The 21589-nt window shown below is 67.1% G+C and carries 18 protein-coding genes; 8 read left to right on the top strand and 10 right to left on the bottom strand.

Annotation, left to right across the window (positions count from 1 at the left end; all coding sequences use genetic code 11):
* Positions 1-170 precede the first annotated feature (170 nt).
* The 6 genes from FQ137_RS09030 to FQ137_RS09005 all read left to right on the top strand — a co-directional run bounded on the left by FQ137_RS09030 (position 171) and on the right by FQ137_RS09005 (position 7535).
* Positions 171-1469 carry an O-antigen ligase gene (locus FQ137_RS09030; RefSeq protein ID WP_149292085.1) on the top strand — a complete coding sequence of 433 codons (1299 nt, stop codon included), beginning with the start codon at positions 171-173 and terminating at the stop codon, positions 1467-1469.
* Between the two features lie 3 nt (positions 1470-1472).
* Complete coding sequence (locus FQ137_RS09025; RefSeq protein WP_149292084.1) at positions 1473-2543, top strand: glycosyltransferase; 1071 nt, start codon at positions 1473-1475, stop codon at positions 2541-2543.
* On the top strand, positions 2540-3718 hold the full coding sequence (locus FQ137_RS09020) for a hypothetical protein (protein WP_149292083.1): 1179 nt from the start codon (positions 2540-2542) through the stop codon (positions 3716-3718). The genes FQ137_RS09025 and FQ137_RS09020 overlap by 4 nt, the downstream gene beginning before the upstream one ends.
* 11 nt (positions 3719-3729) lie before the next feature.
* Positions 3730-5214, top strand: a complete 1485-nt coding sequence (locus tag FQ137_RS09015; protein ID WP_149292082.1) for an oligosaccharide flippase family protein — start codon at positions 3730-3732, stop codon at positions 5212-5214.
* Positions 5215-5314: 100 nt separating this feature from the next.
* Positions 5315-6397, top strand: a complete 1083-nt coding sequence (locus tag FQ137_RS09010; RefSeq protein ID WP_255583887.1) for a glycosyltransferase family 4 protein — start codon at positions 5315-5317, stop codon at positions 6395-6397.
* A 34-nt stretch (positions 6398-6431) separates the two neighbouring features.
* Entirely contained in the window at positions 6432-7535 is a 1104-nt protein-coding gene (locus FQ137_RS09005) for a glycosyltransferase family 4 protein (protein WP_149292081.1), read from the top strand.
* Here the strand turns inward: FQ137_RS09005 and FQ137_RS09000 are convergent.
* The 7 genes from FQ137_RS09000 to FQ137_RS08970 all read right to left on the bottom strand — a co-directional run bounded on the left by FQ137_RS09000 (position 7528) and on the right by FQ137_RS08970 (position 15272).
* Positions 7528-8742, bottom strand: coding sequence for a putative glycoside hydrolase (locus FQ137_RS09000; RefSeq protein ID WP_255583885.1), 1215 nt, complete (start codon positions 8740-8742; stop codon positions 7528-7530). The two genes, FQ137_RS09005 and FQ137_RS09000, sit on opposite strands and share 8 nt — an antisense overlap.
* A gap of 55 nt (positions 8743-8797) precedes the next feature.
* Positions 8798-10174, bottom strand: a complete 1377-nt coding sequence (locus FQ137_RS08995; RefSeq protein WP_149292079.1) for a glutamate-1-semialdehyde 2,1-aminomutase — start codon at positions 10172-10174, stop codon at positions 8798-8800.
* A complete protein-coding gene (locus tag FQ137_RS08990) occupies positions 10171-11199 on the bottom strand; it encodes an NAD(P)-dependent oxidoreductase (protein ID WP_149292078.1) in 1029 nt (342 codons plus the stop codon). Before FQ137_RS08990 ends, FQ137_RS08995 begins: the two co-directional genes overlap by 4 nt.
* Positions 11187-11852 (bottom strand): PIG-L deacetylase family protein, encoded by a 666-nt coding sequence (locus FQ137_RS08985; RefSeq protein ID WP_149292077.1) that lies wholly within the window; start codon positions 11850-11852, stop codon positions 11187-11189. The genes FQ137_RS08990 and FQ137_RS08985 overlap by 13 nt, the downstream gene beginning before the upstream one ends.
* A complete protein-coding gene (locus FQ137_RS08980) occupies positions 11849-12709 on the bottom strand; it encodes a glucose-1-phosphate cytidylyltransferase (RefSeq protein ID WP_149292076.1) in 861 nt (286 codons plus the stop codon). The genes FQ137_RS08985 and FQ137_RS08980 overlap by 4 nt, the downstream gene beginning before the upstream one ends.
* Positions 12706-13989, bottom strand: a complete 1284-nt coding sequence (locus tag FQ137_RS08975) for a class I SAM-dependent methyltransferase (RefSeq protein ID WP_149292075.1) — start codon at positions 13987-13989, stop codon at positions 12706-12708. The genes FQ137_RS08980 and FQ137_RS08975 overlap by 4 nt, the downstream gene beginning before the upstream one ends.
* A 197-nt stretch (positions 13990-14186) precedes the next feature.
* Entirely contained in the window at positions 14187-15272 is a 1086-nt protein-coding gene (locus tag FQ137_RS08970; protein WP_149292074.1) for a methyltransferase domain-containing protein, read from the bottom strand.
* Positions 15273-15307: 35 nt separating this feature from the next.
* On the opposite strand from FQ137_RS08970, the gene rfbC reads away from it, so the two are divergent.
* The gene (gene rfbC, locus FQ137_RS08965; RefSeq protein ID WP_149292073.1) at positions 15308-15883 is read left to right on the top strand and encodes a dTDP-4-dehydrorhamnose 3,5-epimerase; all 576 of its coding nucleotides are present in this window, start codon (positions 15308-15310) and stop codon (positions 15881-15883) included.
* 22 nt (positions 15884-15905) lie between these two features.
* On the opposite strand, the gene FQ137_RS08960 is transcribed toward rfbC, so the two are convergent.
* Positions 15906-17261, bottom strand: coding sequence for a deoxyribodipyrimidine photo-lyase (locus FQ137_RS08960; RefSeq protein WP_223146511.1), 1356 nt, complete (start codon positions 17259-17261; stop codon positions 15906-15908).
* A 96-nt stretch (positions 17262-17357) separates the two neighbouring features.
* Entirely contained in the window at positions 17358-18377 is a 1020-nt protein-coding gene (locus FQ137_RS08955; protein ID WP_149292072.1) for an LLM class oxidoreductase, read from the bottom strand.
* A gap of 133 nt (positions 18378-18510) precedes the next feature.
* Between FQ137_RS08955 and FQ137_RS08950 the strand changes: the two genes are divergently transcribed.
* Positions 18511-19488, top strand: a complete 978-nt coding sequence (locus FQ137_RS08950; protein WP_149292746.1) for a pseudouridine synthase — start codon at positions 18511-18513, stop codon at positions 19486-19488.
* 174 nt (positions 19489-19662) lie between these two features.
* Here FQ137_RS08950 and FQ137_RS08945 read toward each other — a convergent pair whose 3' ends face one another.
* Entirely contained in the window at positions 19663-21432 is a 1770-nt protein-coding gene (locus FQ137_RS08945) for a lipase family protein (RefSeq protein ID WP_149292071.1), read from the bottom strand.
* Positions 21433-21589: the final 157 nt, after the last annotated feature.

Genomic DNA, 21589 nt, shown 5'->3' with positions numbered 1-21589 from the left:
CGGTCGACCCGCCTCCGGCTCTCTGGCGCGAATGCAGTGCATTCAGGCTCCATCGATACCGCAAACATAGGCGTTTGTGAAGATTTTTGAACTTTACGCTGTACTCTTCAAATGCCGGATAGGTAACCCGATTCCGGAGCCGCCGTCCAGGGGCCTGAGGAGACGATGCCGTGCCACATACGCGTCAGGTTCTCTGGCCGCGTCTGCGGGCGGACGTGGCCGGGATCGATGTCCTCGTGCCCGACCCGCCGTCCCGAGAAGGCGCGGGGAGCGACCGCGTCCGCATCCGAACCCGGTCGCTCCGTGCAGCCGAGTTGCTGGTTGTCGTGGCCGCGGTGCTCACCGTGGGCGCGGCGCCAGTCGAGGGCACACTGATCGCCTTGCATCCTCACGCTGCCAAGCTCCCGGCCATCCTGCTCGTTGGGTCCTGGATGCTCCTCAGGTTTGGCTTCCGGACACGGTTCAACCTCCACCCCGCCCACATTCTGCTCGCAGCGCTCGCCGCGACTGTTCTGGCCAGTTCGGCGCTCAACCTCTCCGGACCGTTCACCCTCCAGTACACGATCCGGTGGATCCCGTTCCTCGCGATCACCACCATCCTCATTGACGTCCTCTACCGAGAACTCAGGGTGCGAATAGTCCTGGCGGCGTCTGTGGTGGGGGCAGCAGTCGCGGGAAGCGGGGCCCTGATCAGCGTCATCGTGTCTGGTGAGCGACGTGCCACGGGGCCGCTCGAGGATCCAAACGACCTCGCCTACGTCCTGGTCGCAGCGCTGCCGCTGGTAGTCGCACTGGACAAAGGCGGCCGGTGGTGGGGAGTGGCACGGGTCGCGCTTGTCGCCGTGCTCGCGCTGGGGGCGGCCGCGACCTTCTCGCGGGGCGGTGCGATAGCCGCGGTGGTCGCCATGCTCTGGCTTCTCGCTCGTGGAGCCGTGTCGGTGCGCACAATGGTGTTCGCTGGCGCAGTGGTCCTGGTGACGGCGGTGACGGTGGCCGCCCTCGCCGCGTCGACATTCGTCGCGGCTCTCGGCGAGAAGCAGTACATCGCCGGCTCGAACGTCGATTCCAGGCTGATCCGTTGGCAGGCAGCAGCACGGATGCTCGCCGAGCACCCCGTGCTCGGCGTGGGGCCGGGTGGCTTCCGCGCCGAGTACGTCAACGCCTCCGGTCTCGCCGAGATCGCAGAACAGACTCCGGTGACGCACAACATGTACCTGGAGGTCGGAGCCGAGCTCGGGGCCGTCGGACTACTGCTTTTCGTCGCACTGATCTTCACCGCGCTGGTCTGCTCGGAACTCGCTCTGCGAGCCGGGGCGGACAGGCGAACGTCGGTGGCGATCCAGGCGAGCCTGCTGGCCATTATCGTCGCCTCGATATTTCTGTCCGAGCAGTACTACATCTCCCTGTGGTCGACGGTCGCCGCCGCGTGCGCCCTGTACCTGCGCCACCCCGCTGCGGCGAGAGGTTGAACGATGCGAATAGTGCACTCCATCAACGAGATGGGCATCGGTGGGGCCGAATCGTTGGTCGTCGAGCTCATGGACAGGGGTTCGGATCTCGGCTGGACTTCGGCGGTGGCGTCATCCGGAGGGGTACGCGCCAACGAGCTCGCCGCTCGCGGTCATCCGCACTTCCACGTCCCCCTAGCCACCAGGTCGCTCTCGTCGGTCCTCCGTTCCCGTAGAGCGGTCCGTGCCGTTCTCGATGAGTTTCGGCCCGATGTCGTGATCGCCCACAATGTCCTGACGAGCGTAGTAGTTCGGCTCGCCCGGCCCGGAGTGCCGGTTCTCGCGGTGTTCCACGGTGTCGCGGAGGATGACTACCGGTTGGCCGCGCGCGCCCTGAGGTACAGCGCAGATGCGGTGGTGGCCGTCGCCGGGGTCATCGCAGATCGTCTCAGCGCGGCCGGGGGCGGTCGGCCGACACCTCGGGTGATACGCAACGCGGTGACCCCGCCCGACGGCTTAGACCGCGACGCTGCCCGCCTCCGGCTCGGAATTTCACCCGACCGGCCGGTGGCCCTCTGCCTGGCCCGTCTCGAGTCGCAGAAGAGGCACGATGTGCTCATCGACGCGTGGCGCCTCCTCGACACGAACGCCCTGCTCCTCGTCGCAGGCGATGGATCACTGCGGTCCGAACTGCAGACGCGGGCCGCTGACCTGGGCGACCGCGTGCGTTTCCTCGGGCCGCGCTCTGATGTCCCGGACCTCCTCGCTGCCACTGACGTCACGGTTCTGACCAGTGACTGGGAGGGCCTGCCCATCTCAGTACTCGAGTCCCTCGCCGCAGGGCGTCCGGTCGTCGCGTCAGACGTCGACGGACTCCGCGAGGTGCTGGGAACCGGAGGAGGTCGTCTAGTTCCCAGGGACGACCCGGAGCGAGCAGCCACGGCTCTACACGAACTGCTCTTCGACACCACCGCGCGCAGTCAAGCGGCCCAACGCGGGCTCGCGACCATCGCGGAATCCTACGCCCCTGACGACATGATGCATTCCTACGACGATCTCCTGAGGTCACTGCTCACCCGAAGGAATTCCCGATGAACCGATTGACGAAACACTGGCTGACCAAGCGGGTATCGGCAGCGGCCGTGACCGCCCTCATCGTCTTTGCCGCTGTGGCCGCAGCTCTGCTGTTGCGACCGGACGCGTACGACGCCCGGATCGGTCTGCTGGCCGTTCCGCGGACGACCCCCGCGGCAGCAGAGCGGGCGGACTTTGGAGTCGTGGTCGCCAACTCGCTGCCCGCGGTGATCGAGGTCGCCCACAGCGTCTCGACAGTCACCGCAGCGGCCTCCCGGGTGCCTGGTGCGCCGGCTGATCCGAGCACGATCATCGAGAACGTGACGGTGGATATCATCCCCGCGTCCGGCCTCGCGCGACTCACGGTGCGCGGAGAAGATCCCGATGTCGCAGCCGGTCTCGCTACCGAACTCGCGGCTGAACTCGTGCAGGCGAATCTGCTGTCCCCGACGGCGGCTCTGCGCGTACTCGACCCGGTGCCTACCGTGAAGCACGCCTCACCAGACCTTCTGCTGGCAGCGGGCCTGGCCGCCGCCGCGGGGGTGACCGCGGGGGCCGCTGCACTCGGTGCGGCGACCCTGTGGTGGCCACGACCGGAACGTCGATTGCGTCGTCTTCTCGAAGAAGCCGGGATCGGCCACGCCGTCGTCGTGATCCATGACGACGGGTCGACCGATGGGCTCGGGACGCTGAGGTTGCTCCGCGAGACCGTGGGGAGACCCCTACGCCTCGTCGCGTCCGAACCGCAGTTAGTCGACGCGGCGGCACGACTCTCCGACACCCTCTCTCTGGAGTCTGCGCCGATCAATGACGACCGTCGAGTCGCTGTTGGACTGGTCACCCACAGCGCCGCGCCCCCGGAGCCCCTCCGAGCCACCGTCGGCAGCCTTCCAGACCCTCACGAGATTGTCGCTGTCATCCTCTCGGATGACGGAACGCGAGACGAGGCAGACGGAGGGCCCCGAACCGGCTCGGAACGAAATCTGAACAGCGATGCAGGGCCCGTAGCCAACCGTCAGGCTGAGTCCACTCGCCGGGCGTCGACCGAACTCACCGGTGTCGGTCGTCACGCGTCTCGGACGGACGCCGCAGGACGCCCTGTGAACGGGAGTTCGCGTCGTGAGGACCTGACCCTCGGCGAACCGCCGGGGGACGACCCCGTGACCGGTGAAGCGGCCTCCGCTTCCGCCCGCTGAGCCGGACCACCATGACACAAACCACCGCCGCCACCGACTCACTCGGTGCCAGGGCCGCCCGGGGCTCACTCTGGCTGGGGCTTGTCAACTTCGCCAGCAAGGGCAGTCAGATGGCGGTCACCATCGTGCTCGCATTGTTCCTCACCGAGGCCGACCTCGGCCTCGTTACGGTCGCGGTGTCGCTGGTCAACATCGGGCAAGTCATCCAGACGATGGGCGTCTACGACGTCATCGCCCGTACCCGCGGCGACGAGAAGGCGATGGCGGGCACGGTCCTCGTCATGTCGGTGTCGGTCGGACTGGTCATGGCGGTCGGGGGTGTCGCGTTGTGCGTCCCGATCGCGCAGCTCGTGGGCGCGCCCGGTTCCGCCCCGCTGATCGCCATCGTGGCGGTGGGTCTGCCGTTCACCGCAGTCGGCGGGGTGCAGATGGCGCTCATGCACCGCGAACTCGATTTCCGTCGGCGGATGGCCCCGGACGCCGGCAGCGCCCTGTTGGGCGCGGTCGTGACTATCGCTCTCGCTTTAGCGGGAGCGGGGCCCTACTCACTCGCCGTCGGGATGCTCGTCACCGCGATCCTCCAGCCGCTGTTTGGGTACGCGGTCGGCAGTCGAGTCCGGCTCCGGTGGGACACCGCGGTGGCCGGCGAGGCGCTCGGGTGGATCAAGGTGGTCGGACCTGCCGCCGTGGTGTCGTATGTGCTCATCAGCATCGATTACCCGATCATCTCCAGAATTCTTGGACCAGATGCCGTCGGTGTCTATTCGCTCGCGTTCCGGATCGCGTGGGTTCCCTACATCATGGTGGCCGTCGTGCTCGGAGCAGTCGCGTTCCCCGTCTTCACCACGCTGGTGCGCGCGAACCGCCGCCACGAGCTCGGTGCCGCTGCCGGCCGGTTCACTCATGCGAGCCTGTTGATCGTCGGGGGTTTGTACGTGATCGCGGCCCTGATGGCCGACAGCATCGCCCTCCTCGGCGAGCATTGGGCGGCGGCGGCGCCGGTATTGGTCGTGCTCTGCGGCTACGGCGTGATCATCAGCGTCCTGGTGATCTGGTACGAGGTGCTCCGGGCCGCCGACTGGCTCCGCGTCTACCTGTTGCTGGAGATCTCACACCTCGTCATCGCCACGACGCTTCTCATCACCCTCACGGGGCGGGGTGTGGTCGCCGCGGCCTGGGCCCAGTTGATCGCCGCGAGTGTGCTTCTCGTGCCGACGTACCTCGTGATGCGTCGGGCAGGGGTGGCGCCGGGACTGATCGCCGTGGGTCGAGCCGTGCTCGGTCTGTCGATCCCCGTGCTCGGATGCGTCGCCGCCGCCTCAGGACTGCGGGCCGTGGGACTGGGGCGGACCGTCTCCTGGGCTGACGCCGTCGTCGAAGTGATCGTCCTCGTCGCGGTGTTCAGCTTCCTCACGTGGGCGGCGAACCGCACCGTCTTGGGGGATCTCCGCGGGCTGCGCCGCGGCGACTCGTACCGAGAGGGAGTCAACCGATGACCAGGAGTAGGGAAGAAAACCGGAGGTTGTCGGCATGAAGAGCCGTGTACCGGGGCGGCGGCGGGACGGGGTAAGAACGGGCCGCCCGACGGTGCTGCACGTGTCACAGCCGGTGGACGGTGGGGTGGCCGCCGTCGTCGACACGCTCGCCATGGACCAGGCAGCCCGCGGTTGGGACGTACACGTCGCCACCGGGGGCGCAGGTCGACTGCCCGAGGGCTTGGCCGATGGCGGGGTGTCAGTGCACCGCTGGGACGCCACCCGGTCCCCAGGCGCCTCCACGCCCGGCGAAATCATTCGACTGGCGACCCTGATCCGCTCAATACGACCAGACCTCATCCACCTGCACAGTTCGAAGGCTGGTCTGGCGGGGCGGCTTGCGGTCCGGGGCGAGTCTCCCACTATTTTCCAGCCCCACCTCTGGTCCTTCCAAGCCGATGACGGGGCCGCATCCCGGCCGGCTCTGCTGTGGGAGAGGTTCTCCGCCCGGTGGGCTGACGCCATCGTGTGCGTGAGTGACGACGAGAGAGACCACGGCACCCGGGAAGGGATCAGCGGGCGGCTCGTGGTGATACCGAACGGCGTCGACACCAGCCGGATCCTTCCCGGTGATCGGACCCTCGCGCGCCGCGAACTGGGGCTGCCGCCCGGACCACTCGCAGTATGCGTGGCACGACTGTCACCCCTCAAGGGGCACGACTACCTCCTGCGCTCCTGGCCCGCGGTGCTGCGTGAAGTGCCCGACGCACGACTCGCGATAGTCGGGGACGGACCACTACGTGAGCAGCTGTTCTCTGAACACCCGATCGCCGCGGACCCCTCCGTCTTGTGGGTCGGCGACAGCACGAACCCATCCCTCTACATGTGTGCAGCAGAGGTGGTCGTCACACCGTCCCGGGCCGAGGGGATGGCGCTTGTTCCTCTCGAGGCCATGGCAAGCGGAAGACCGCTTGTGGCGTTCGCCGGGGGTGGCATGCGCGAGAGCATCGGTGACGCGGGCACCGTCCTGGACGTCGGTGACACCTCAGGTCTCGCCCGGGAAATCATCGCACGCCTGACCGACGGTGAGCTCTCCGCTCGGGAGGGGCGGCTCGGCAGGAAGCGCGCGGTGTCCCGGTTCGACTCGCGCCGTGTAGCCCACGACATGTCCGCGCTGGTGATCGAATTGATCGGTCGATGCTGAACCGAGGTCTGCGGTCGACGAGGAGAGGACGGCCATGGCACGCATCGCCTATCTGCTGACGCAGGATCGGGGTGGTCCCGTCGACGTGACAACTCGACTCGCCCGCGCGGTCGCCGACCTCGGTGAGCACACGGTCGGTGTCTTCGGTCCCCTACCTGCCCGCGGCGGCGAGACGGTACGCGACATCCATCATTTGATCGATGTCCCCCGAAAGGGCGACCTGCGATCGCTGGGCCGGGCCAGGGCAGCCCTCCGCCGCTGGCAGCCGACGATAGTGCACGCCCAGGACCGACGCGCCGGACTGGTCGTCGCGGGAATGCAGTGGCTCCCCGGCGGGCCCCGGGCTGTGCTCCAGACCTATCACGGAGTCCCGGACGACGTGACGGAGCCGTGGTTCCGTGGTGAGCGCGGCGCCGCCGGACCGTCCCGCTATACGCGAGTGGTCCTCGCCGGAGACGCCGCGACAGCCGCCGCGTCGACCCGCACGGTCGTCCCGGCCACCGCGATGGGCGAATTCCTCCACCGGCGGTTACGAATTCCCGCCGATCGGATCGTCCACCTCGACAACGGGGTCGTTTTGCCGGAGGCCACTCCCCCGGTCGGGCCGGTGCGGCGCCTGCTCTTTGTCGGGCTGCTCGTGGAGCGCAAAGGCCTGATCGATCTGCTCACCGCACTGGCGCGTCCGGGTGTGCTACGCGACGGGGTAACTCTGACCGTGGTCGGGGACGGCCCGGCCCGTCCAGAATCCGAACGCCTCGCTGCAAGCCTCACCCTGGCCGGGCGGGTCGAGTTCCTCGGCTATCGAACCGACGTCCCCGACCTCCTGGCGTCACACGACGCACTCGTGCTGCCCTCTCGAATGGAGCAGCAGCCACTGGTGGTGGCCGAGGCGATGGGCGCCGGCAAGCCGGTTCTCGCCACCGACACGGGGGGTGTCGCCGAAATGCTCGACGTCCCTGGATATAAGTACCTCGCCCGGCCCGACGACGTCGATTCACTCGAGACCGCGCTCATCAGACTGTTCACCGATCCCGAGCCCGGATGCGTCGGACGCGCACTGGCGGACCGGGCGCGACGTCTTTACTCGGTCGAGCGGTCCGCCGCAGCGCACCTTGACTTCTACGCGACACTCATCTGATCACCACGAGGCTCTCTCCGGGATCGAGGAAAGTGTCGTCGACGCGGTCACGCAGCCCTTCGGGCACTTCCACCGGGGCCGTTCGCCCCGTCGGGTTGAGCGCGACCCAGCCCCCAGTGAACATTCTGCTCCACACACCGTCCACCGACCGGCCGGGGGTCTCCGCAGCTTGTCCGAGGTCGACATCGAACCAGGGACTAGAGGGTAGGGACCGATAGGAGGGGTCGCCAGTCGCCATCCAACAGGTCTTCGGACCCGCCAGCAGCGCGGCGGCCGCGAAACCCGACTGCTGCTCCCGATCACCTGCTTCGTTGGTGATGAGCAGCAACCAACTGTCCCCGGCCATTGCTGCCGACACCATCTCTTCCCACTGGTGGCCGTCGAAGGTGATGAGTGACCCGTCGTCGGACGGCCGGGCAAAATACTCGTCCATCCCGCCGCCGAAAAAGCTGTGGGATTGCCATAATCCATCGAACTTGCGCGAGTCCGAGATATTCGGCACGAGCAGTTTCCCGTTGTCGTTGAGCGCTTCGCCCGCCATGTCGATCATCTCGCTGATGCCGGTGCGTAAACGCTGGTCGGATTCCGCCTGTGACGACGTGCCCTCGAACACCGCGTCCGTGTAATACGACAATGTGGTGAGGGCGTTGTCTGCCAGGACTCCGTCCCAGCCGTCGGCCGTGACCTCCTCGACTACCGCGTCGGTCCAGGCGCGCTGATATGTCTCGTCCCAGACAGTCAACTGCCAGTGCCCGGGGAACGGGTCCCACTCGATCCGCTGACCCGAGGTGTCGCGGGCGAACCACTCCGGGTTTTCCTCAGCGTTAGCGAACCCGATGCCGGTCGCGAGCTTCTGGGCGTCCGTCCCCTCGTCGTGCGCGCCGCTGTAACTCCGGGTACTAGACAGGTCCTTGTAGACGAGGACGACAACGTCCGGGTCGTTGGCCTTGAGTTGGCGCAACCGCTCGTTCTCCCAGGCGTTGAGTACCACCACGCCGTGCTCCGCGTTGATCTCCTCGTCCGTGGGCGAGTCGCCGATGCCGTACCAGTACCTGCAAATAGTTCGGTCTGTGCCATCAACGTTCAAGCCCAACGACTTCACCTCGGGGAAATTCCCGTCCGCCTGCTGCTCAGACTCGTTGGGTCCGTTGCCGGTCGCGCACGCTGAGGAGAAGACGAGGACCGGGGCCAGAAGCACCGCGATCACCGAGACGAGTCGACGACGGGCGGTCGACCGGCATGAGCGTACGGTGTGCCCGGAGTTAGCGGGGCATCTGTTGATTTGTGTCATTACTGTCCTCGCGTAGTCGGCGTGGGGCGGCGTGTCGTCTGATCGCGGGTGCGACGGGCCGTCCACGAAGGAGCCCCTCGACCGAGCGGGAGTCGATTGCCTCCCCGTACGGCTCGAGTGCCGCGGTCGCAGCGTCCACCGTGTGCGTGATGTCCTCAGCAGTGTGGGCGGCTGAGGTGACGAATGATTGCCCAAGTACCCCGCGGGTGATGAGTTCCTGCAGGAAGAGAGTCCGGAACGCCTGCGACGGAACGCAGTCAGCGTCACCTGTGACGAAAACCAGGCATGAGGGACGGCCGATGACCCGAACGTGGTCGGCGAGCCCGGCAGCTCGTGCTGCAGAGTTCACTCCGTCCGCGAGTGCTCGCCCAGCGGATTCCATCGCACCGACGGGATCGGCCGTCCTGTACTCCGCTGCGACCGCGCGAAAGGCGGCGAGACCAACCCGCTCGGGTCCTTGCGTGGTGGAGAGGAGGAAGACCCGTTCCCGGTCGGTATTCAGTCCGCCGAGCTCCATGAACTCCCGTCGACCGGCTAGCGCGGCGATGGCGTAGCCGTTCCCCATGCCTTTGCCCCACGTGGAGAGGTCCGGGGTCACCCCGTACACACCCTGTGCACCATGTGCCGACCAACGGAACCCAGTGATCATCTCGTCGAAGATGAGAAGAACTCCGTGACGAGTGCACAGCTCGCGCACGCCTTCGAGGAAGCCGGGCGCCGGCTCTGCCTGACCTGTCGCCGCTTCCAGCATCACGCACGCCGTATCACCGGCGACCAGTATCTCTTCCAGCGAAGATAGGTCGTTGTACCGGAACCGCCGCACCTGGCTGGTGGACGCCGCCGGGATGCCCGCGGCCATGTCTGTGGTCCCGATGAACCAGTCGTCCACCGAAAAGAAGGGCTGCTCGGCGACGGCCACCCCGGTTCTGCCGGTGACCGCGCGAGCAAGCCGTACTGCCGCGGTCGTGACATCGGACCCGTTCTTGGCGAATTTGACCATGTCGGCGCCCGGAACCAACTCGAGGAAGTCCCGGGCCGCCTCGAGCTCCAGATCGGTCGGACGGGAGAAGTTGACGCCGTCGGTGATCACCGCCCTAACCGCGTCGTCAACCGACGCGAAGGCGTGCCCGAGCGTTACGGAACGCAATCCCATGCCGTACTCGACATACTCGTTATCGTCGACGTCCCACACTCGCGAACCGCGTCCCCGGGCCAGCACTGGGGCCATGGAGTCCGGGTATTGGTCGGAACCCCGGGCATAGGTATGGGCCCCTCCGGGTATCAGTCGGTGGAGCTCCTCCTGCAGCGTGTTCGAGCGGTCGAACACCGCGACCCGGGGGCGGGTCACGACAGGACCGGGTGTCGACGCATCGCGTCGTCGATGACGCCGGTCTCCTGCAGGTCGCGGAGCTGCACAAGCCGGGTGAACCGCGCAAAGAACTCCTCCCCAGTGAGACCGGATGAGTCGTAGGCGCGATGCAGCTCGGCGGCGCCGTCGGCGATTGACCACCGGGCCTCGAAACCCAGGTCGCGCTGGATCGCACCGAAGTCGACCCGATAGGACCGTGGGTCGGAGCCCGACTCTCCGGTGATCAGGAGCGTGGCATAGGGGACCTCGTCGACCACAGAATGCGCTATCTGGGCGACGGTGACGTTGTTCGCCTGGCTGCCAACGTTGTATGCAGCACAACTGACCACGTCGGCGGGTGCATCCAGGCACGCCAAGAAGGCGTCGGCGATGTCCCGGATGTGTACGAGCGGCCTCCACGGGGTGCCATCGGACAGTACTTTCACCTCACCGGTGAAAATCGCGTACCCCATCAGATTGTTCAGCACGATGTCGGCACGTAGGCGGGGTGAGAAGCCGAAAGCGGTCGCGTTCCGCAGGAAGACCGGGACGAACGAGTCGTCGGCGAGAGCGGAGACGTCCTCCTCGACCCTGACTTTGCTCTCCGCATACGGGGTCAGCGGCCGCAGGGGAGCGGATTCGGTGACGAGTTCGTCGCCGGCAGCCCCGTACACCGAACACGTCGACGCGTACAGGAAGCGTCCGACCCCGGCCTCCTTCGCGGCGCGAGCAAGATTGACCGACGCGTGATGGTTGATGTCGTGGGTGACCCCGGGGGCCACGGCGCCCAGCGGGTCGTTCGACAATGCGGCGAGATGGACCACCGCGTCGAAGTCGACGAGGTCATCGACCGTGACGTCTCGCAGATCTATGGTGATGGTGGGTGGATCCTGCGGGGGTGGGCCCATGATGCAATCGGCGAAATAGCCGATATCCAGACCCGTGACCTCGTGGCCCTCGGCAGCGAAGACCTTCGTCATCACTGTCCCGATATACCCCTGGCTACCGGTGATCAAAACACGCATGTCGGTTCCTTTGTGAACGAGAGGATCGCCTTCTCGAGGACGAATGCCTCGGCGTGCGGGGCGCGGCATTGCACGCCACGGAGGCGGGACAACGCCACGAACGAGTCACCATCGCCGAACCAGTCATGGGCATGTTGCGACGGGTAGTGCGCGAGCAGGACCCGTTGTTTGTGCTTTGCAGTCTCCGACCCGAACGGAAGGTAGACGGATAGTGACGGGGTATCGGTCTCCCACTTGAGAATCTCGTAACCGAGAATCAGGTGGCTGCGGAACACCGTAGGTGCCACCTCGGCGAGGAGTCGGTGGTCCTGGTGGGCGTCGTTTCGGTGCGGGGCGAACACGATGTCTGGATCAGTGGCGCCGGCGAACGATGCGACGGCATCCTTGACTCCGTCCCAGTCCGCGGGCAGGCGTCCGTCGCGAAAAGCCAGGACCGTGATCTCTAGGTCCGCGCCGGGCACAAGGGCGGAGAGCGCAGCGCGCTCCTCGTCCTCGCGTGGGGTGCCCGCGCCGGTGAGAACGAGCGCCCGGACCCGCAGTCCTGGTACGGCCGAACACAACTCGTGCAGTGTTCCCCCCATACCGATCGCGATGTCATCGCAGTGGGCGCCGATGACGACCACCTCACGGACGGACGCGGACAGTGGAATCACGGGGTGCTGCTCTCAAGTGAGTCCTCGAGAGTCGCCGGGTGACTTAGGGTGCCCTGCTGCCGCTCCTTGAGCGACGGCTCGTGATCGGCCGCCCACACCATCCACGGGTGGGTCCCCTTGTTGTATGCCTCGTCGAGTTCCGCCCTCTCCTTGAACGTATCTGCGGGCTTCCAGAAGCCGAGGTGTTGATAAGCGAACAAAGCACCCGTGCCGGCCAGGGAACCGCACACGTCGGCGACAAGGTCTCCGTCCGGCGGCAGAAGATCGAAGATCGACTGGGAGAGCACGAAGTAGCCGGCGTTCTCCCATATCGGGAACTCGCCCACCGGGATGATCCCGGTGACGTAACTGCCCTCCCCCAGCTGCACACAGTGGAAGGACGACTGGGGCGGGACGACCATCATCGACGCCCGGGCCCGGGACTCGTGGAACTTGTCGATGATGTCGTCGAGTGGGGCATCGGTGAGAACGTCGGCGTAGTTGGCGAGGAAGTGCTCGTCGCCGCCCAGGTGGGCGCGTACGCGGCGGAGTCGCTCCCCGATCGGGGACTCCAGTCCCGTGTCGACGAACGTGATCTTCCAGTCCCCGATATCCGTGGACAGCATATTGACCTCGCCCCCCGAGAGAACGAAGTCGTTGGACTCGGTCTCGGCATAGTTGAGGAAGAACTCCTTGATGTACCTGGCCCCGTAGCCCAAGCACAAGATGAACTCGGTATGCCCGTAATGGGCGTAGTAGCGCATGACGTGCCACAAGAGCGGGCGGTGCCCCACCAGTTGCATTGGTTTGGGCAAACCCTCGCCCATGTCGTTGCGCATCCGCATGCCGTAGCCGCCGCAGAACAAGACAACCTTCATCGGAGTACTCCGTCCAGAGAGGGTGTGACGTCGAGGCCCCTGGCGACGCTCTGCCGGGGCTGCACGATGTCGAGGGTGGGTAGTGGGAAGACGAGTCGTCCGCCCCAGTCGCCGACGTAGTGGAGCTGGTCGACCAATTCAGTACGGAGGTTCCAGGGAAGGACCACGACGATGTCGGGATGATCCTCGGCGAGCCGTTCGGGTGGGTGAATCGGGATCCGGGTGCCAGGTGTGTAGCGACCATGCTTGTACGGGTTCCGGTCGACGATGTACTCGATGAGGTCGGAGCGGATTCCGCTGTAGTTGAGCAGCGTGTTGCCCTTACCGGGAGCGCCGTAGGCGGCGATCCGAGCTCCGGAACTGCGCTGTTCCAGGAGGAACTCCAAAAGATGGCGACGAGCCTCGTCTGCGGTGGCCTGCAGACCGCGGTAACCGTCGCGATGATGCAGTCCGGCTTCAGCCTCGAGGTCGAGCACCTGCTGTACCGACGCGGACGGCGTGCGCGCCGCCTCTGTGGGACTCGCCCAGAGTCGGATTGACCCACCGTGAGTGGGGAGCATCTCCACGTCGTAGAGGTCCAGACCGGCGGTCGCCAGAGCCCGTCGGGCGGCGAGAACGGTGTAGTACTGGAAATGCTCGTGATAGACGGTGTCGAACTGCGCGGACGCGACCAGATGGAGCGCATGGTGAACCTCGATACTGAGGTGCCCATCATCGGCCAGCAAAATCCGCAGGGCCTCTGTGAATCCGAGCAGATCGGGGATGTGCGCGTACACGTTGTTCGCCACCACGAGATCTGCTGGGCCGTGTTCGTCACGCACGCGCCGCGCCGTGGCCGGGTCGAGGAACTCCGTGACGGTAGGAACTCCGCGCTCGCGGGCGGCGTCGCTGACATTTGACGAGGGTTCGATGCCGAGGCAGCGGACTCCGGCGGCGACGACGTGCTGCAAGAGGTAGCCGTCGTTACTGGCGACCTCGACCACGAAGGAGTCCGGCCGCAACTCGAGACGGTCGATGGCGTCGTCGACGAAGGTCTGGGCGTGAGCGACCCAACTGTCGGAGAACGACGAGTAGTAGGCGTAGTCGGTAAACGTGTCCTCTGGCGTGATCAGCGCCGGGATCTGGAGGAGGAAGCAGTCGGGACACAACCGCATGTGCAGCGGGTACGTGACCTCGGGCTCATCTAGTTGAGTAGCCGTGAGGAACCTCTCGCACGGTGGGGTGGCACCGAGATCGAGAACGCTCACGAGGTTGGAGTTCCTGCAAAGCCGACACTGCATGGTCTCTCCCCCGGAGAAGGCGATCGGGTACTCGAGGCGGCCCCGATGTGGAGTACGGAAGAAACATAAGCGTATCTTGCTTTTTCCGCATCCGGAAGAGTGAAGAAGAAATTAGTTTCCCTGCACCGTGCGGGAATCCCCCCGGGTGACGCGGAGGTTGCCGGGCTCGTTCCGGGCGCGCGGCAGTAGCCTCCGGGTCAGCCGATCGGGCCGTCGACCACCCAACGCCCATCCAGCCCCGGCAGCGTCCGTTCCAATTCGGGCAGAAGGTCCGGGACCGTCAGGAGGACGATGTCGGGAGAAGAGGCGACGAGTGCCTCCGGGGAAATGATCGGGATGTCGGTCCCGGGCATCCGTCGTCCGTGCTTCGACGGTGAGGCATCGGCGACAGCGGCGAGCAACTCCTGTGTGATGCCCGCCCGGGCGAGCAATGCGACCGCCCGGGAGGCCGCACCGTACGCGGCCACAGTGTGACCGTTCCGCTGCTCGCCCTCCAGCCAACTGCGAAGGTGCGCAGCGTGGCTGTCCGCCGCGTGCTGGAGGGCGGTCGTGCCCTCGGCAGTGAGGACGCCGCGGGCGCGCTCCTCAGCCATGATCTCCTGCACCTGCCGTGATTCCACCGCGTCCTTGTCAGCGTTCGCCGCGACGAGGTGGGTCCCGCCATACAGATCGAAGCTCCACACATCGCTCATCGTCAGCCCGCATTCGCGGAGGAGCGCGTGCAGGGCCGTCATCGAGTAGTAGGCGAAGTGTCCGTGGCGTAACGCGTTCCACTGCCCCTGCTCGACGATCGTGGCGAACGAATGGAATTGCAGGAGCAGGACGCCTCCCGGAGCAAGAGCGCGACGACGGTCGGCAAAGGCCGCACGCTGGTCCGGGGAATGCATTATGCCGAAGCAATCGACCACCACATCTGCAGGCTCCCCGACCACGGGCCGCAAACCGTGGGACTCGAGGTGGTCCACCCAGGTGCCGCCGTGCGGACTCCCGAACTCACACACGGTCGATCTGCCGACGAACCACCCCGCGGTGGCCACTCTGCCTACGGCATCGACGGCCTGCTCGACCAGGGCACGCGGTTCCACGCCGCGGGGCTCCTCCGTCACCGTCTCATCCTCCGCCAACTGTGCCAATCCACACGCCGGGCACAATGCCATCGCGAGCGGATGGGTCGGGTCATCGGAGTAGGGAGATCCGGCTTCCGGGAAGAAATCGGAAGCGGGCTGATTCCCGAGATCGAGGATCGTGTCCAGCCGTGTGCTCCCACATCCGCGGCAAGTCATGGTGGCACTCCTCTGGTTGCGGCACGATATGGGACGTGCGCGTCAAAACTACCGAACTGCCCGACGTCCTCGTCCTCGTTCCGGAACCGTTCTTCGACGAACGCGGATTCTTCACCCGCACCTTCGATGCCGGCATCTTCGACTCCGCCGTCGGCCGACCGGGCGCGTCCGCAGAGTTCCTGCAGGACTCGCAGTCACGGTCTCGACGGGGCACGATCCGCGGGATGCACGGTCGCGGAGGCCGCGGTGAGGCGAAACTGGTGCGGTGTGCGCGCGGCGCGGTCCTGGACGTCATCGTCGACATCCGTCCCGAATCCCCAGCCTTCGGCAAGTCGATCGCCGTCACACTGGACGACGAGACGTTCACTCACCTATACGTACCGCCCGGGTTCCTCCATGGTTTCCAGGCGCTCACCGAGTACGCGGACGTGTGCTATCGGATCGACCGGCCGCACGACCCGACCGAGGACTTGGCCGTCGCCCACGATGACCCCGACCTCGGCCTGGAGTGGCCACTACCGGTGGGGCCGATCTCGGAACGAGACCGATCGGCCCCTTCCTGGGATGCGCTTCTCGACCGCCTGGACCTGCCCTACGGCGACACGAACTGACCCGCTCTCGGACGGAGCGCTGTCAACGAGCGCTCCCCTTGGTCGAGTCGTAGCGGCGCAGGGCGTCGAGTCGTTCCTCGGCATGGTCGACGATCGGTGCAGGGTAACCGCGGTCGTACCCGTCCGGCGCCCGCCACGGTTCGTGTGCTGCGGCCCCGGGCAGATGCGCGAGTTCCGGCACCCATCGCCGGACGTACTCGCCGTCCGGGTCGAAGCGTTTGCCCTGCGTCACGGGGTTGAACACCCGGAAGAACGGGGAGGCGTCCGTTCCGGTGCCGGCCACCCACTGCCACCCGTGATTGTTCGATGCGACGTCTCCGTCGACGAGGTGCTCGAGGAAATGTCGGGCCCCGACCGGCCACCACACGTGGAGGTCCTTGACCAGGAAACTGGCCGTGACCATGCGGACCCGGTTGTGCATCCAGCCCTCGACGAGCAGTTGGCGCATCCCGGCGTCGACGAACGGGTACCCGGTCCTGCCCTGCCGCCACGCTTCGACGAGCTCGTCCACCCCGGGTCCGCTGTCGTAGGGCATCGCGGAGAGAGAGTCGCGCAGATCCCGCCAGGCGGACCGGGGCCGGTGCCAGAGGACGTCAGCGTAGAACTCGCGCCAGGCGAGTTCGGTGACGAAGCGGCGGGCCCCGTCGCCGCCTGCAGCCGGGTGACCGGCGAGCTCTGCGAGGATCGTGCGCGGGTGGATCTCGCCGTACTTCAGGTGCACCGACAGTCGGCTGGTCGTGTCGAGGTCAGGGCGGTCGCGCTGCTCGTCGTAGGCCTCCAAATCGTCGTTGAGGAACTCGCGCCAGCGCGCGAGTGCCGCCCCCTCGCCTGCCGCTGCCCACTCCCCCGCCGGGACATCGGGGAGCGCGTCCCCTGACGCGGTGGTCCAAGGGATGTGATCCGGCCGCCGGCCGGGCGGGGGCCATCCGTGGTCGTGCCAGGCGCGCGAGAACGGGGTGAAGACCTTGTACGGTTGCCCGCTGCCGTTGAGGACGCGTCCAGGCCCGACGGCGTAGGGCGATCCGGTCTCCAGCAGGTCGCGGCCGTCAGCCTCAAGCGCGGCGCGAACCCTATCGTCGCGGCGTCGACCGTAGGGGGCGGATTCCCGGCTGATGTGGACGCGGTCGGCGCCCACCTCGCGGGCGAGCCCCGGGATCACCTCGGCGGGGTCGCCTGTGCGCACGACCAACGCCCCGTCCGTGTCCTGCGCGAGTGCGGTGAGCGAGGCCGCCAGCCGGCCCGCCCGCACACCGGCCCGCCGCAGCAGTGCCGGATCTAGGACGAACACCGGCAGGACCTCGTCACCGCTGGCGACAGCCTCCAGGAGGGCGGGATGGTCGGACAGGCGCAGATCGCGTCGGAACCACAGGATCGAGATCCCCACAGGGCCTCCCTCGTCGATGGTCACGGTGGACCTGGCGCGCGCCACCTCCGTGGCCTTCCCAGTGTGGCAGACCAGCCCTCGAAGCCCCGGTCAGTCGAGCGCCGGGAATCGCGGCACGACGTGCTCGGCCAGCTCGGCGATTACCTCGCGGACCGGGCGGCGGCAGGCCCCCAGTGAAAGCTGCACGTGGTTCACCCCGATACCCCGTAGGTCCTCCAGGTGGTCGACCAGTCGCCTGCGGCCTATCCGGAACCCGAACGTGATCGGCGAGGCCATCTCGTCGGGATCTTCGGCAAGGTCGATCTGGAGCGACTGCGCAAAGGGCTTGAACACCCCGCCGTCGTCGACCCCGTCGTCCCCCGCTCCGGCGTCGGCGTGGGCGGCCACCATCGCCCGCCAGTGCGCGACTGTCCGCCGCTGGGCGTCGAATTCTCGCGGATAGGTCATCCACCCGTCGCCGTGCGCGGCGAGATAGGCCACGCTTTGCTGACACGAACCAATCATGATCGTCGGTACTGATGTCGCGGTGGGCTTGGGCACCACGTCCGCACTGTGCATCCATCCACCCGGCCAGCGGATCCCCCGCATCTCAGTGGTCAACGCATGAGTCATCACCCTCAGATTCTCGCGGAACTGCTCGCCCCGCTCCCCCTGCTCGAGACCGAACGCGCGGAACTCCTCGGGCCTATCCCCCGACGCCAGGCCGAGCAGAAACCTGCCGCCGGAGAGCCTGTCGAGGCTCGCAGCGGACTTGGCGACATGCAGCGGGTGGCGCACCGGCAGGACGATGCCGGCGGTCCCGAGCGCGATCCGGGAGGTGTGAGCCGCAATGTGGGTGAGGAACACCCACGGGTCGTACACCTGGCCCACATCACCGAACGACGGCACCCGGAGGGGGATGTCACGGGCGTAGAGTGCGGCGACACCACCGGCCTCGGCTGCCCGCGCGATCTTCGCCTGAACGGTCGGGTCACGCACCTCGTCCAAATCGGCCCGTGTCCGCAGTGGAAAGCCCAGCCCCAGGGTGAGGCGCCCGGACGCGTAGGTCCGCCGAAAACCCGGCAACTCGCGCGGGTCACCGTCGGAGAGGGCGCACGGCGAGTCGGTCATGTCCCCCACCTTCGCACGTCGACGCCGCTGCCCGCTCCGACGCATACAGCCACCACGACCGATACGACGGCGAGCTGAGCTGCCTCGCCTCGCTGACGCCTCTTTGGACGCGTGGCACGATGATCGCGTGTCGATGCCTGCGCCCCTGCCGGTCAAGGACGGCGTCGGCCCCACACGGCTGCGGGTCCCGACCACCGGGCCGTGGGCGAGCATCGCCGAGTACCTCGTAGCCAGGTTCGATCACCTGGACCCGGTCGAGCTGCATCGCAGGATCGGGACCGGGGAGATCGTGGGCACCGACGGCCGGGCCATCACCTCCCACACCGCGCTCGGCACCCACGAGTTCGTCTGGTATTACCGCGACCTGCCCGGCGAGACCGTCCTGCCGTACCGGGAGGAGATCCTGTACCGGGACGACCACCTCGTCGTCGTCGACAAACCACACTTTCTTCCCACGACCCCGTCCGGACGGTTCCTCCGCGAGACCGCCCTGGTGAGACTGCGCATCCACCTCGAGAACGACACGATCACGCCGATCCACCGACTGGACCGCGAGACGGCAGGTCTCGTTATGTTCTCCGCCCGCCCCGACACGCGCGGCGCATACCAGTCGATGTTCGAGCGTCGCGAGGTCACCAAGGTCTACGAGGCCATCTCCGCGCGCCCGTCCGACTGGGATGACCATGCACCATCGCTCCGGGGACAACCACTGCCGGTGGTCCACCGGGACCACATCCGATCCCGGCGCGGCGAACTCCGCGTCACCGTCGATCCCGAGCTCGCGCCCAACGCCGAGACCCACATTGACGTGATCGAGGCCGGGCCCAGCGCCTCCGGCCGCCCGGTACTGCACACGATCCTGCGGCCCCGCACCGGGAAGCTGCATCAGCTTCGGATACACCTCGCGGGGCTGGGCGCGCCTATTCTCGGCGACCGCCGATACCCCGACCTGCTTCCCGAGGCACCCGATGACCCCGACCTGCCGCTCCAACTACTCTCCCGCGAGATCGCCTTCACCGATCCCCTCTCGGGAGCGTTGCGCAGGTTCGTGACCCGGCGGACGTTGCGTCACGCTCCCGTCAGCGGCTCCGCCAGAAACTCAGGTGGGTGAGCCGCTGGCCAAGGCGTCGACTCGATGTGAAAGCGCCCCTCGAGCCCCTCCAACCCGTCCCAGAGCCGCTCTCCCCTGCCCAGCAGGATCGGGACCACCGCGATGTGCATCTCGTCGATCAGATCCGACCGTATGCCGATTCCGGGTCACGTCGAGAGGTGCAGCGATGCCGGATCAGCAGGTCGGCGTGGGCTGCTTTCCCTCCCAACGATCGAGAGTCCACTGCACCAATTGCGAGGTCAGCGGCGAGTCCGCGGCGACCAGACCGGTGTGGTCCAGTCCCGGGTAGGTGCGGTAGTCGAGCGGCTCGCCGTCCGCGCAACGGGCGTTCACCCAATTCTGCTGCATCGCTGGCTTGACCAGCGGATCGGCAAGGCCCTGGGCGATCAGCACGGGCGCGGGCCACGGCCCCGTGGGCGAGTTCTCCCGGAGCTTGTCACCCAGCTCGCCGTCGAGGACCGCGTCGGGGAAGACCTGCTCCGGGATCTGCGTTCCGCGCAGGAGGGCGGCGATGACGTCCTTCTCGTTGAAGCAGAGGTCGCCGACCTTCTGCACGCCGTGCGCGGTGCCCGGGTTGAGGTGCCCGGCCAGGTCAAGCTCGGGGTAGATCTCGTTCCACGATTGGGCAATGTACGCCGACACGGTCTTCCCGGCCACCTCGGATTTGCTCGCCACGGCGAGGTCGAACAGGTCCGTCGCAGGGGCCATCCCGGCGATGCCCCTGAGGGTCAGCTCGGGCGCGTAGTCACCGGCGATCTGTCCAGTCCACAGGGCCCCGTGGCCACCCTGGGAGTGGCCCCACACCACTGTGTCGGTAGCCAGGGAGAGGCCGTCGAGTTGTCGGGCTGCCCGGGAGGCATCGAGGACGTTGCGGGCCTCCACCTGCCCGACCAGGTACGGGTGCATGCCGGCGGTCCCCAGCCCGACATAGTCCGAGGTCACGCCTGCCCACCCATGTTCGGTCACCATTTCCTCCAGCGCCGTGCCCGCACCGTCGACGAACGGGGCGGGACTCAGCGACGGCGCACATCGCTGCACGATCCCGGTGGTGCCGTGTGCAACGCTGAGCAATGGGAGCGGGTCGGTACCCCTGTCGGTCGGCGCAATGACGGTACCGCTCGCCACCGTCACCGAATCGTCCGGTCGGGTGGTCGTGTACAGGATCCGCCAGGCGTCGGCACCCGACGGCACCCCGGCCATGAGGGCCTCGGCACGCAGCAGGACACCAGGCTCGACCGGCAGCGACTCCACAGGTGTATAGAACGCATTCGGCTCGGGCCGTTCGCCGCCCCGCAGAAGCACTGCACTGACCACCGCCAGCGCTGAGACCAGCAGGAATACCGCGACCGCCACGATGGTATGCATCCAGCGCCTCACCCGCGCACGCCCGATATGCCGGCGGTCACGCATCCGCGCGAAGGGCCGTTCGAGTGTCATCTCCACCAGTGCTCGCAGGCCCACGAACACAAGCCAGGCACCCACGGCATATCGGACCAGTTCGATCGCCAGAACGGGCCACACCAGACACAGCACGCCCAGCAGGACGGCCGCCGCGCCGCTGAAGATGCCCGCCACCCTCCGGTCGGCATCGCCTCGGAGCGCCGAGGCGAGCGTGTGGAGTCCGTGCACGATGAGCGCTGCGACCATGACCCACAGCAGGCTGCGGATGCTCGCCGCCCGCCACACGAGCACCACGATGCCCGCAGTGCCGGTGGCGAGCCCCACCAGGACGCGTGCCCACCGTCCGGAGTGGCCGGCGTCGTCGACACCGGCGACAGTGGCGACTCCGACGACGACGAGCCCAGCTCCCGCCAGTGTGACGATCTCGGGCACGCCGAGGTTGATCAAAATCGGCAGCGTCCCCAAAGCGATCGCCGCGAGCGCCAGTAGGACGCCGAGGATCAGTCGTCCCCTGGTGGTGGGCTCCCCGACCGTGACGCGCATTGTCCGTCTCCTCTGGTGAGAGCCGGGGCCCGTACGCGATGTACGGTTCGACCCCTCAGAGAAGTTAGCCCGTTGTGTGCGGTGTTCGGGGCGAACGGTGTCGTTTCACCCGTCGACGTCGACGCGGTGGCTTTTTACGAGGCGGCCCGGTCGAGGG

It is taken from the genome of Dietzia sp. ANT_WB102 (assembly GCF_008369165.1).
In the GTDB taxonomy this organism is placed as follows: Bacteria; Actinomycetota; Actinomycetes; order Mycobacteriales; family Mycobacteriaceae; genus Dietzia.
This window is presented reverse-complemented; position numbering and strand designations above follow the sequence as displayed.